The 12262-nt window shown below is 58.9% G+C and carries 9 protein-coding genes and 1 pseudogene; 5 read left to right on the top strand and 5 right to left on the bottom strand.

Annotated elements, in window-relative coordinates; all coding sequences use genetic code 11:
- Nucleotides 1-12: 12 nt before the first annotated feature.
- Together BUB29_RS09240 and BUB29_RS10200 are read right to left on the bottom strand one after the other, a co-directional pair.
- Nucleotides 13-1425, bottom strand: coding sequence for an MFS transporter (locus BUB29_RS09240; protein ID WP_033522184.1), 1413 nt, complete (start codon nt 1423-1425; stop codon nt 13-15).
- 12 nt (nt 1426-1437) lie between these two features.
- Nucleotides 1438-2017 (bottom strand): annotated as a pseudogene (locus BUB29_RS10200) (cytidylate kinase-like family protein).
- Nucleotides 2018-2273: 256 nt separating this feature from the next.
- On the opposite strand from BUB29_RS10200, the gene BUB29_RS10195 reads away from it, so the two are divergent.
- From BUB29_RS10195 to BUB29_RS09225, 3 genes are all read left to right on the top strand, one after another.
- Nucleotides 2274-2507: a hypothetical protein gene (locus BUB29_RS10195; protein WP_033522186.1), complete on the top strand. Its 234-nt coding sequence runs from the start codon at nt 2274-2276 to the stop codon at nt 2505-2507.
- Nucleotides 2508-2630: 123 nt separating this feature from the next.
- On the top strand, nt 2631-2780 hold the full coding sequence (locus BUB29_RS09860; RefSeq protein WP_156098191.1) for a hypothetical protein: 150 nt from the start codon (nt 2631-2633) through the stop codon (nt 2778-2780).
- Nucleotides 2781-2876: 96 nt separating this feature from the next.
- Nucleotides 2877-5210 (top strand): glycoside hydrolase family 3 N-terminal domain-containing protein, encoded by a 2334-nt coding sequence (locus BUB29_RS09225; RefSeq protein ID WP_143155199.1) that lies wholly within the window; start codon nt 2877-2879, stop codon nt 5208-5210.
- A gap of 109 nt (nt 5211-5319) precedes the next feature.
- Here BUB29_RS09225 and BUB29_RS09220 read toward each other — a convergent pair whose 3' ends face one another.
- Complete coding sequence (locus BUB29_RS09220) at nt 5320-5958, bottom strand: TetR/AcrR family transcriptional regulator (RefSeq protein WP_033522190.1); 639 nt, start codon at nt 5956-5958, stop codon at nt 5320-5322.
- Between the two features lie 126 nt (nt 5959-6084).
- On the opposite strand from BUB29_RS09220, the gene BUB29_RS09215 reads away from it, so the two are divergent.
- Nucleotides 6085-6696, top strand: coding sequence for a TetR/AcrR family transcriptional regulator (locus tag BUB29_RS09215; protein ID WP_033522192.1), 612 nt, complete (start codon nt 6085-6087; stop codon nt 6694-6696).
- Nucleotides 6697-6973: 277 nt separating this feature from the next.
- Entirely contained in the window at nt 6974-7327 is a 354-nt protein-coding gene (locus BUB29_RS09210; RefSeq protein WP_033522194.1) for a hypothetical protein, read from the top strand.
- A gap of 186 nt (nt 7328-7513) precedes the next feature.
- Here BUB29_RS09210 and BUB29_RS09205 read toward each other — a convergent pair whose 3' ends face one another.
- Together BUB29_RS09205 and BUB29_RS09200 are read right to left on the bottom strand one after the other, a co-directional pair.
- Nucleotides 7514-9160 (bottom strand): glycoside hydrolase family 43 protein, encoded by a 1647-nt coding sequence (locus BUB29_RS09205; protein ID WP_033522196.1) that lies wholly within the window; start codon nt 9158-9160, stop codon nt 7514-7516.
- Between the two features lie 295 nt (nt 9161-9455).
- Nucleotides 9456-10664, bottom strand: a complete 1209-nt coding sequence (locus BUB29_RS09200) for a glycoside hydrolase family 5 protein (protein WP_033522198.1) — start codon at nt 10662-10664, stop codon at nt 9456-9458.
- Nucleotides 10665-12262 lie beyond the last annotated feature (1598 nt).

The raw sequence follows: 12262 nt of genomic DNA, 5'->3' as shown, positions 1-12262 counted from the left end.
ATGCTACGGGACTCAGCGATCCTCGTACACGCGGAATCCGACGATCTGCAAAATCAGGCAGATCACGGCGAGCACCAGCAGGAAGATGAATCCCTGCGTCGACCCCACGACGGTCCGGATCTCGCAGCCGAGGCCGTTGTTCCGCCCTTGCGCGGCGGACACGAGGGCCGCGCAGATGCTGGTGCTTGTGACGCCGGCGAACTGCATGAGCGTGTTGAAGCAGGTGTTGCCGTATGCCTTCTGTTGGACCGGCAGCCTGAGGTTGCCGATGGTCATGGTGTTGCCGATGGTCATGGTGTTGCCGAAAGCGATGCCACAGCCGACGCCGAACAGGATGTAGAAGCCGATGATCATTTCGGTGTTCAGCCTCATGCCGAAGAGCGCGAACAGCGCGGTGCCGATGGTCATTAGCCCGGTGCCGACGAGGATCGTGAGTTTCGCGCCGATCTTGTCGAGCGCGGCGCCGCTGAGGGGTCCCATGAGCGCGTTCAGTCCAGCGCCGGGCAGCAGCATGAGGCCGGCCATCATGGATGCGCATAGCAGCGTGACCTGCAGGTAGTTCGGCAGTAGGAAGCTGATGCCGAGCATGATCGCGTTGATGAGGAAGAACGCGATGAGATGGCAGACGAACGGAATGTTGCGGAAGATGGCGACGTCGATCAGCGGATGCTCACATTTCGCGCAATGCTTGGCGAACAGCAGCAGCGCGGCGATGCCGACGACGAATACGACGATTTCACCGAGCGGCTGCGCGCCGAAGGAGCCGATGTTCGCGAACCCGTACACGAGGCATAGGAAGGTCAGCATGATGAGGATGATGCCGGGCATGTCGACGGGCACCTTCTCCGGCTGCCGGTTCTCTTCGATGGTGCACAGTCCGAGGATCAGGGTGAACAGCAGGACAGGGATCAGGATCATGAAGATGAACCGCCATCCCAGGGTCTGGTTCACGATGCCGCCGTACGTGGGGCCCAATGCGGGGGCCGCGGCGGAGACCAGCGCCCCGTAGCCCATGTAGGTGCCGACTTTGCCGAAGGGGATCTGTTCGAGGATGATGCAGAAGGCTATCGGAACGCCGACGCCCGTGCCGACGCCTTGCACCAGTCGCGCGAGCAGCAGGATGGCGAAGTTGGGCGAGACCGCGGCCATGACCGTGCCGATGATGAAGCATAGGGTGGCGAACAGCAACAGGTGCCGTAGCTTGAATCGTCGTTGCAGGAACGCGGAGAGCGGCGTGATCATCGCGACGACGAGCAGGTTGCCGGTCGTCAGCCATTGCACGGTGCCGGTGGATACCGAGAAGGTCTTCATCACGGCGGGGAAGGCGATGTTGGTGGCCGTTTCCGTGATCAGACCGCAGAACGACACCAGGCATGACGCGACCACGGAGAGCGACAGTTTCGTGGGGACGTAGTTTTCTTCCATTGCCGTCCTTTACTACTTGCCCGCCGCCGCGATGATGAGGTCTACGCACTGTTCGATGCCGAGACGCCCGGAGTTCAGCATGAGGTCGTAATAGTCGCGGTCGCCCCATTTCTTGCCGTAGAAGCTCATGGCGTGCATCTGCCGTTCCTTGTCGGTCCGTTCGATCATTTTCCATGCCTGACGTTCGGTCACGTCGTAGTTCTCGTGCGCGTAAGCGACGCGCGATTCGGTGTCCGAATAGACGAACACGTTCAGGGATTTCCGATCCCCCCAGCAGGAAGTTCGCGGCTCGTCCCACGATTACGCACGGACCTTCCTGCACGTAGCCTTCGATAATGTCGCGTTCGACTTCGGCGATGAGTTTCATATGGTTCAGGGCGTCGTCCACGCCCATGGCGAGATTGAACAGGAAAGCGTTCACGGATCGCTGTTCGGCGTCTTCCACCACTTGTTCGGACAGGCCGGTTCGTTTCATCGTGTCTTTGATGATCTTCGAATCGTAGACGGGGATGCCGAGCTCCTGGGCAACCAGTTTTCCTATGGTGCGTCCGCCGCTGGCGTATTGCCTGCTGATCGTGACGATCTTATCCATGCGTTTTTTCGTATCCTTCTCTTCTTGCTTCGCGCATACAATTCGCGCATAAAAAAAAGAGATATGCGCCTTCAGGCCATATCTCCGTTGCTTCGTTTCCCTTGCGCAAGTTTTGATTGTACCGATTGATATATCGGCTATATATAGGCTTTCTTCACAGAACGCACACAACTCAACAGCGCTCACGAAAGCAATCCAGCATTGTTTTGTCTGGTTATATTCAATGTCCAAAGAAAACCAAGTCCGGGAGGATCCCATGCCGTTCATCATCGGAGCCGTCGTCACGCTTATCATCATCACGCTCATCTTCCATCCGCTTCGCGTGCTGAAGGTACTGACGAAAGCCTTCTTCTGGGTCGCGCTCATCGCCAGCATCGGATGCCACATGACCAACAGCTGCCCACACACGCTTTCGGTGACGCTCCTCTCCATGCTGGTGTTGGGCGCAATCCATACGTACGAGCACAGGAACGACCCCGCAGGCGACTAGGGACGCACAGGGCAGACAAAACATTGTCCGCTGCCATATGAATATAGAGCGTACAAGCATGATTTGTCTGATTGCCTTGCAGCACGAGGAAAAGGGGAACATGGTCATGCCGTCAATACCGGTTTGAGCGGATTCGGATATCAGGCACCGCACTATGCCCGCACAAACAGCGAAGCCCTTGCCGAGGCTCGGGCAAAGGCGGGCGCGACCGAACCGCGCTTCAACACCGCGGACGAGATGTCCGAGGCCTTGGATATCAACGATTCGAACTGACCGCGCATCGGCGGCAAAACGGGTGTGTCGTACGGCGCGACATAGTAAACTACCAAGTGGTAATTAAAGATCGCTTCAATGACGAAAGTGAGCGCCATGACCGACAACACCACCAATCTGCCGTACAGAAACCCCGACCTGCCCACCCAGGAACGCATCGCCGACCTGCTCGGCCGCATGACCCTTGAGGAAAAGGTCGGCCAGATGATGCAGCTCGACGCACGCAGCGGCAACCTGGACGATCTCATCATCGACAAGCACGTCGGCTCGATCCTGCACACCAGCCCCTCCGACCTGCCCAAAGCCGTCGAAACCGTGAACACCAAAACCCGTCTCGGCATCCCGCTGATCATCGGCGACGACTGCATCCACGGCTACTCCTTCTGGCCCGGCGCCACCATCTTCCCCTCGCAGCTGGGCATGGCCGTCAGCTTCGACCCGGCCAAGGTCGAAGCGGCAGGCCGCGCCACCGCCGAGGAAGTCTCCACCACCGGCGTGCACTGGACCTTCTCCCCCGTGCTGTGCATCGCACGCGACACCCGTTGGGGCCGCGTGGACGAAACCTTCGGCGAAGACCCCTACCTGATCGGCGAAATGGCATCCGCCATCGTCAAGGGCTACCAGGGCGGCGCCAAGGCCGGCGAACCGCTCGCCAAGGACGCCATCCTCGCCTGCGCCAAGCATTTCGCGGGCTATTCCGAAACCCAGGGCGGCCGTGACGCCTCCGAAGCCGACCTGAGCCACCGCAAGCTCGAATCCTGGTTCCTGCCGCCGTTCGAACGCGTGGCCAAGGAAGGCTGCGGCACCTTCATGCTCGGCTACGAGTCCATCGACGGCGTGCCCGTCACCTTCAACAAGTGGCTGCTTTCCGACAAGCTGCGCGGCGACTGGAACTATCAGGGCACGCTGATCACCGACTGGGACAACGTCGGACGTGCCGTGTGGGAGCAGCGCATCAAGGCCGACTATGTGCAGGCCGCCGCCGATGCGGTCAAGGCCGGCAACGACCTCATCATGACCACGCCGAAGTTCTACGAGGGCGCCATCGAAGCCGTCAAGCGCGGACTGCTGGACGAATCGCTGATCGACGCGGCCGTGTCGCGTATCCTCGCGCTCAAGTTCCGTCTGGGCCTGTTCGAAGACCCGCGCCTGCCCGACGAGGATCGTATCAAGGCCGTCATCGGCTCCGCCGCCCATCAGGAGCTCAACCTGCAGGTGGCCCGCGAATCCGTGGCACTGCTCAAGAACAATGGCGCACTGCCGTTCAACGACGCAGCCGGCAAGAGGATCGCCGTGATCGGCCCGCTCGCCGACGACGCGCAGGAACAACTCGGTGACTGGACCGGCAACTCCGGCCAGGTCAACTGGATGCCGGACGGCCAGCCGCGCGACATGATCACCACCGTACTCGACGGGTTCAAGCAACTCGCCCCCGAAGGCTGCGAAGTCGTGTACTCCCGTGGCGCCGACGTCATCGATCTCGTGGACGATCCGGAAGGCGAGTTCTACCCGGACGGCCAGCCGCGCCCGAAGCTCGGCGTCTCAGCCAAGATCGACCAGGCGCTGCTGGACGAAGCCGTGGAGAACGCGAAGCAGTCCGATCTGATCGTCGCCGTCGTGGGCGACGTGGTCCAGCTGGTCGGCGAAACCTGCTCCACCGCGACCCTTGAACTGCTCGGCGGCCAGAACGCCCTGCTCGAAGCACTGTCGAACGTGGCGAAGGAAACCGGCAAGCCGCTGGTCGTGGTGCTGATGAGCTCCAAGCCGCAGGTGATGCCGGCATGCGTGATCGGCACGAATGGCGTGATCGTGGACGAATCCACGGCCGACGGTGTCAGCGCGTTCATGTGGGCGCCGAATCCGGGTATGAAGGGTGGCCAGGCCATCGCCGAAATCATTCTTGGTGAAACCGAGCCGAGCGGACGTCTGCCGATCACCTTCCCGCGTCATGCGGGCCAGCTGCCGGTCTATTACAACCAGATCCGTGGCCAGCACGGCAATCGTTATGCCGATCTCACGCAGGATCCGGCGTTCGCGTTCGGCGAGGGCCTCGGCTACACCACGTTCGAATACGGCGAGCCGACGATCACCAACGTGCCGGAATCCGGTGCCTTCACCGAAAACGACACCGTGCACGCCGAAATCACGCTCACCAACACCGGCGAGCGCAAGGGCACCGAAGTCGTGCAGGCCTACATCGGCGACATCGTGACCTCGTACAGCTGGACCGACCGCGAACTCAAGGCGTTCCAGCGCGTCGAGCTTGAGCCGGGCGAAAGCACGGTCGTCAGCTTCGACATCCCGGTTTCCGCGTGCACCATCGTCGACCCCTATGCCAAGCGTTTCGTCGAACCCGGCGAGTTCGAGGTGCTGATCGGCCATTCGAGCCGTCGCGCCGACCTCAAGCGCACCACGTTCACGGTCGCCTGAACGCAGGTTGTCGCTAAACGCGCGGCAAACGGATAATTAAAAAAACCGAGGGGTTGTGGTTCGTTCCATGGAATGAACCACAACCCCTCGGCCGTATTTCAACGCCGGATCAGCGGAACCCGTCCCACAGCGGCGACGGGAACAGTATCATCTCCATTTCACGCCATTCCTCGTTGAGGTCGATATCCGATTCGCGCAACCACCACAATTGCATGCCGTCCATGAATTCCATGGCCTTGCGCACCAGCGGGCGCATACTGTCCTCCCACGAGCCCAACTGCGGCGGGATTCTCCACGGGAAACCCGAATAGTACGTCCACAGCTGGTCCTGACGCCCCGCGAACTCCTCATGCAACGGATGTTCGGGATTCAGCGCTTCGGTTGTCAGCACGGTGAACAGTTGGACCATCATGCGCCGACGGGAGTTATGCTTCACCAGATACCGCAGATATGCGGGGAACGACGGCGCTTCCGGATCGCTGCCCGGCATGCCCGAAGCGAAGAAATCCTCCGGCGAACCGGTGGTGTTGTAATACTCGTGGTACACCATCGCCAACATATTGTCCTTGCTGCCGACATATCGCAGCACGCCCTGCTTTGAAATGCCGACCTTGTCGGCGACATCCTGCATGGAAATACCGTTGAATCCGCGCTCGCTGATCAACTGGACCGCGGCATCCAGCACTTCCTCACGCCGTTCCTCCGGTGATTTACGAATGCGTTTCGGCGTCTGCTCTTCTTTTCCCATAACCCCCGAGTCTAGCGCCGAAGCAGCATCATCGCCGTCAACGCAACGCTTCCGCGAGACGGCACGCGATGTTCCGTACACTGCCTGAGGCTGTTGCCGCGCATGCCCGGCACTAGGCTTGATGCCATGGTGAACGTAAAGAACAACGCGCGGTTCCTGGCAACGGACCGGCACATCGAGGCCGCGGCGCTGCGGCTGATGGATCGCGCGGATGGCCCGCAGGTGAGCATCACCGCGATCTGCAAGGAGGCCGGTATCAACCGTTCCACGTTCTACGAGCATTTCACCGGCATCGAGGATATGGTCGACGCCATGCAGGAATACCTGTTCGCCGACCTGCGCGAAACGTTTTTCGACAAACGGTCGGATCATTCCTCCTACGCTCCCGAAGAGACGCCGCTGTCCCAGGAGTCGTTCCGCATTTTCCTGGAACACATCCGCGAACACCGCTATTTCTATAGGATCGCGTTGAAAATCGGCCGCACGCTTCCACTCGCCTTCGATGCTGCGAATCGCGAACTGTACGACAAGATACTGATACCGCACTGTGCCAAGATCGGCTTCACCGACGACAATGAGCTGGAATATTTCCGCATAGGGCTCTATTCCGGCATTTCCGCGATTCTGGGACGGTGGGTGGAACGCGATTGCGCGGAGGACCTCGACACGATCACCGATATCGTCGTCAATTCCGTTCCCGCGATATTCTTGCCAACATTCGCCCGAATGCGCGACTGATCAACGTATCCCTCTTGTCTGCACCTTCTACACCACATCTTCATTATCCCAACACTTGTCGCGTTATTGATGGTTGTTCCGGCGGCCAAGCACTCATAGGGTTTCCCATATGGCCGCGCCGCATAGGCTCCCATGCCATCCGGCCGCGCACATCGCTTCCGCGCGGGTACGAACGACGCACATCGCACGATGCACGACGCACGATACGCATCGCGCAGCGCATGAACACGGACGCCGCGCACCGACGCGCGCCAACGCACCACACAGGAGAACCACAATGAGCAACTACATCGCCAACGGGCAGGATCACAAGACCGCCGAGCAGATCCGCCGCCAGTATCTCGAACCCGAGGAGAACAAGCTGGACCAGCTGCGCAAACTCGACGAACAGGTGAAAAAGCCCGGCATGATCGTGGCCCTCACGCTCGGCATCATCGGCGCCCTGGTCATGGGAGGCGGCATGGCGCTGATCATGGCATACGGCAATATGGTGGCCGGACTGGCCCTGAGCATCCCCGGCCTGCTGATCCTGATCGTCGCCTACCCGCTGTGCCGCGCCATCACCGACAAGCGCAAGAAGGAGTACGCGCCGCGGATCATGCAACTGTCCGACAGCATCATGAACGACTGAGCACCATCCAAACAGCAGTCGTCCAAACGCCCGGCAACCAAACGTCCGGCAACCAAACGTCCGGCAACAAACAGCGAAGGCCGGCACCCTCGTCCATCCATTTGGATTGGCACAGGGTTCCGGCCTTCCTCATATCCGGTCGGTCGACGCTTCCAGCATCAGCTGGCCGATCGGACAGCCGACCAGTCAGTTGACCGGCTTGGTCTCGTCGGCCTCATACTCGAAGAAATCGAAATCAGCGGTCTTCTCATGCAACGCCGCATCCGTGACGGCGACACCGACCATCGTGCCGGTGAACTCGCCAAACTTGCAATACTCGTCGGAGAACGTGGTGGTGTCGAAATCCGGACCGATCTTGGTCCAAGTCTCACCATCATAGCCCCATTCGAACCAAGTGCGACGACCGTCGATGCGAAGCCGCATGTAAATCGGCTTATCCTCCACGGCAACACGGGTATCAAGCATCTCCGTCTTCTCACCATTCTCCAAACGCACCAGCGAAATCGCCGCCCCGCCCAGCGTCTGCGAATAATACTTGCGCAGGAAAATATTATTCATGTTGTCGTAGTAAATCGTCAGACCGGCGGAATGCTGGTAGACCTCCGGCGAAAACTCCATCTTCGTGGTCACCGTGGTGTACACGCTGGTAAGCTTACGGGCGATCAGACTCGTACGATTCAGCGACGCAAGCGACTCCTCGCCACGAATACGCAACCAGCCCGGACGCTCCGTCACATTCGCGAACGTGCTCGGCATCTGACGCGGCGAGTAATACCAGTTACCCAGCACGCCACCATCAAAATCATCCATATCCGGAATCTGCGGCATCGGCACATCCGGCAGATCAGGCTCCTCAACCTCCAGCTTCGCCAGGTTGGAACCATCCGCCATACGCAGCCAGCCATCCTCCGTCCACGTCATCTTCTGAATAGCGGTCTCGCGGCCCAACGTGCAACGCAATTCCGGCACGAACGGACGGCTCGTCAAATGCACCAAATACGTTTCACCATTCGGCAAATCCACATAAGAGCCATGACCGGACCTCTGCAACACGGAATCCGGATTGAAATAGCGCGGCTTCAAATGATCATCATCCGCACGCTCATTCGAATCCTTCGGCTGGGACGTGACCAGCGGACCATTCGGATCCGGCTCATACGGGCCCCACACATTACGGGAACGACCCATCGTCACCGCATGGTTATATCCCGTGCCGCCCTCGGCGCACATCAGGTAATACCAGCCATCACGCTTGGTCAGATGCGGAGCCTCAATACAACCGCGATCGGTGGCGCCACGCCAAATACGCTTCGGATAGCCGACCACATGCTTGGCCTGCGGATCATATTCCACACAGCAGATCACGCCCGGCTTCTCATAGCCTTCGCGCGTCTCCCATTCAAGGCTGACAATATACTTCCTGCCATCATCGTCATGCAGAATGGACGCGTCGAAACCGGAAGACGTCAAATACACCGGCTCACTCCACGGGCCCTCGATGCTCTTCGACTTGATGAGATAGTTATTCACGTCGAAATAGCGGGCGTTCATGGAATTCATCACGCCATAAATCACGTAGAACATGTCCTCGCCCTCGTCATAGGTGAGGCACGGCGCCCAAATGCCCTTGGCACTCGGCAGCTTGGTAAGATTCGGATTCGTATCATCGGTGAGCACATGGGTGAGCAGCTCCCAATGCTTCATATCCTTCGAATGGTAGATCGGAATGCCCGGGAACCATTCGAACGTGGAAACGGCGACATAATAGTCGTCGCCCTTACGGCAGATGGCCGGATCCGGATTGAAACCTTTGAAAATCGGATTGTGCAACATTGCTATCCCCTTGTTTTTCATTATTGTTTTGCTTTTGAGGTGGCCGCCAGAGGTTGCGATGCTCCATCGCAGACACGCTCCGGGCGTCGGCTGCGCCGACCTTCGCGGCACAGCCGCTCACCTCGCCTATGGGAAGCCCACTGGGCTTCCCATTAAACGGCTCAGCTGGCCAAGTCTTTACGGTCGTCAACGGAGCGCCGCAGACCCCGGCTCCTAACGCCGTTGATTATGGCGTATCAGATGGAAGCTCCTTCTTTCAAAGGAAGGAGGGAGGGTAGAGAGGGAGGAGGCGGGGTCACTTTTGGATGGGGAACCAGTCTTGGGCGATGCATCGGCCGAGATCCCAAGCGTCCCAGCCGATCCAGCCGGGGGTGTTGACCGTGTCGGTGAGCAGCTTGTAATTCCAGTAGTAGAAGCCGCTTCCCTTGCTCCACGCGTTGAGCTGCGACAAGGCCACGCCCTGGTACAGGTCGCGCTTCTCCTCGGCGGACAAGGTTTCCGCCTGCGCGCCCTCCTCACCATTGAGCACGCTCTGACCGCCATGGGTGTCCACGCCGCAGCCGACCGAGTTGAACAGGCACCACTCGCCCACGATCACCGGGAAGTATTCGCTCATTTCGGCGACCATCGGCGCATACGTGTTCTTCACGAAATCGTCGTAGCCTTCCACGGTCTGCGGGCAGCCCATCATTTCCGCGGTCATCAAGTACTGGTGGGTGTCGAGGATCACATTCTCGAACTCCGGCGCAAGCTTGCCGTCCTCGCCGCGCATGAAATCCTTCCACTGTTCGATGTCGAAACCATCATGGAACACCACGGCCTTATCGACCGGCAGAGCGCCCTTGTCGGCATCGCGCAGACGATGGTATGCGGTGATGTAGAAGTCCTTCAGCCAGTCGAATTCGATCGGACCGGTGCCTTCGGCCAGTTCCGGATCGACCGCCTTGTAGCGTTCGGTCACGTTCATCATCGGCCAGGACGTGGTGGTGTTCGGCTCGTTGATGATCTCGATGCCCATAAGCGCCTTACGGTTGCCGTAACGCTTGGCGAGACGTTCCAGCACGGACAGCACGAATTCGACCTCCTCCGGCAGCTGCGCCCACTTGCACACGCCGGACAGGCCGCCGTTGTCGAAACCGTTCTGGCTCATCGGCGCGGTATGCAGGTCGATGAGGATGGTCAGACCGTACTTTTCGGCCCAGTTGAAAGCCTTGTCGAGTTCGTCGATGCAGCCGATGAACGGCGCGCGATCACCGAAAATGAAGTACGGCACCGGGATGCGCACGGAGTTCAGACCCCACGACTTGATGGTGGCGAAATCGCGTTCGTTGATGTATTCGGCGCGATGCGTTCTGATGCGCGCCTCGTAGACAGCCGGGTCGAGCTGCGTCGGCAGATAGTATTCGTCGTCGGCGGTGGTGCCGTCGAACAGCGCCGGGTTCATCCACTTCTCCAGAACAAGCCAGTTGCCGAGGTTGACGCCCTTGATGTAATCAGTTTCCATATGCACTCCCTTGTACGTGTTCACCATAGTCCCTATTACTTAGTAATTACTTAGTTAGATGATAATATATTGCTCCGCTTTCCGCAACTCGCGCCATGCCGTGTCGCCCCCCTCCTCCTCGCAACTCGCGCTCCCCTATGCTCCTCCCCCTGCGCCACCAGTCCCATCCCCCATCCTCAAAATCAGACAAAATCCGGCCAAATCTGTCCGAAAATGGGGACGGAACAACAACAGACCTCAACCACGTCTTCCGCCTCCATTCCCATTCCCACCCTCAAAATCGGACAGAAACGGGGCAAAAATGTCTGAAAACGGGACGGAACGGCAACAGGTTCCCGTCTGCCCCATCCCCATCCCCAAAATCGGACGGAATCAGCCCGATTCCATCCGAAAACGAGGCAAAGCTACCACGCATCCGCAAAACCAAATATCACAGCTTCGCCTTATTCCGCCTGTCTTCACACCCAGGTTTCACTCGCCCCCACTACTTGGCTTACGTATGGCGGATTCGGGCAGCTGCGAAATGCTAAGTGGCTTATATATGGCAGCCAAATCGCGATATCGCGAGTACGGGGCGCGGAACCGCAACGCTCGTACTCGTGATATTCGGGTTTCGGTGCCATATATAAGCCACTTAGCGAAACACGGACCCCCGAATCTGCCATATATAAGCGAGATAGCCCCCAACAACGCCCCATTCACTCCCGGCACTGCTCCAACAACCGCCCCGTAGCGCCCTGCAATCCTATTCCCGATCTGTCCCCCCCCCGCCCGACGCCCAGCATCCCACAGGATCCTGCACCCCGCATACCGCATCATGGTTGTCTGTCGCAAACACCATCGCGTCGGGGATCCATGGGCCCTTGCCATTTCCGGCCGTTGCACTTGAAATGAAAATTTAAGGGACAAGATCCAGGCAAATCCGTCTGAAAATGGGGATGATACGACAACAGATTCCCGCCAGTTCCACCCTGCTCCGTCCCCATCCCCATCCTCAAAATCGGACAGGAACGGGGCAAAAATGTCTGAAAATGGGGATGTACAACAGCAGACCCCAACCCCGCCTTCCGCCTCCATCCCCAAAATCGGACGGAATCCGGGCAAAATTGTCTGAAAATGGGGATGTATAGCGGCAGAGTCCACTCCATTCTTGCCTCCGTCCCATTCCCTTCCCGCCCCGCCCGTCCCCACTCTCATCCCCAAAATCGGACAGAATCCGGGCAAAATTGTCTGAAAATGGGGAAACGCTGCGGGACTTGGAGCTCCAGGACAAGACAAGACTGAAGCAAAAGACAAGACTGAAGCAAAAGACAAGACTGAAGCAAAAGACAAGACTGAAGCAAAAGACAAGACGAGGACCGGAGCCGCCGCATACGCGGGACTCCGGTCCTCCACACAACCAGCAGGAAGAAAAAGGAAAGATCCTGCGGTTGATCCACATGGCCCGAACATGCGTTCAGGCCGACTGGCCGATCAGCCAGTTGATCGATCAATCGACTACCCGTCCAATTGGGTTGGCAAGCAGACAAAAGCCAACCCAACCGAACAGGCAAGCAGACAGTCGCCGATCAGTCGATCACGAATAATCTGCGCCCATG

This window comes from Bifidobacterium merycicum DSM 6492 (genome assembly GCF_900129045.1).
GTDB classification, from domain to species: Bacteria; Actinomycetota; Actinomycetes; order Actinomycetales; family Bifidobacteriaceae; genus Bifidobacterium; species Bifidobacterium merycicum.
The sequence above is the reverse complement of the archived record's forward strand: the minus strand, read 5'-3'. Positions and strand labels throughout refer to the sequence as shown.

Coding starts and splice junctions, on each gene's coding strand:
- BUB29_RS09240 (WP_033522184.1), bottom strand. CDS start 1,425: ATGGAAGAAAACTACGTCCCCACGAAACTGTCGCTCTCCGTGGTCGCG.
- BUB29_RS10195 (WP_033522186.1), top strand. CDS start 2,274: ATGCCGTTCATCATCGGAGCCGTCGTCACGCTTATCATCATCACGCTC.
- BUB29_RS09225 (WP_143155199.1), top strand. CDS start 2,877: ATGACCGACAACACCACCAATCTGCCGTACAGAAACCCCGACCTGCCC.
- BUB29_RS09220 (WP_033522190.1), bottom strand. CDS start 5,958: ATGGGAAAAGAAGAGCAGACGCCGAAACGCATTCGTAAATCACCGGAG.
- BUB29_RS09215 (WP_033522192.1), top strand. CDS start 6,085: ATGGTGAACGTAAAGAACAACGCGCGGTTCCTGGCAACGGACCGGCAC.
- BUB29_RS09210 (WP_033522194.1), top strand. CDS start 6,974: ATGAGCAACTACATCGCCAACGGGCAGGATCACAAGACCGCCGAGCAG.
- BUB29_RS09205 (WP_033522196.1), bottom strand. CDS start 9,160: ATGTTGCACAATCCGATTTTCAAAGGTTTCAATCCGGATCCGGCCATC.
- BUB29_RS09200 (WP_033522198.1), bottom strand. CDS start 10,664: ATGGAAACTGATTACATCAAGGGCGTCAACCTCGGCAACTGGCTTGTT.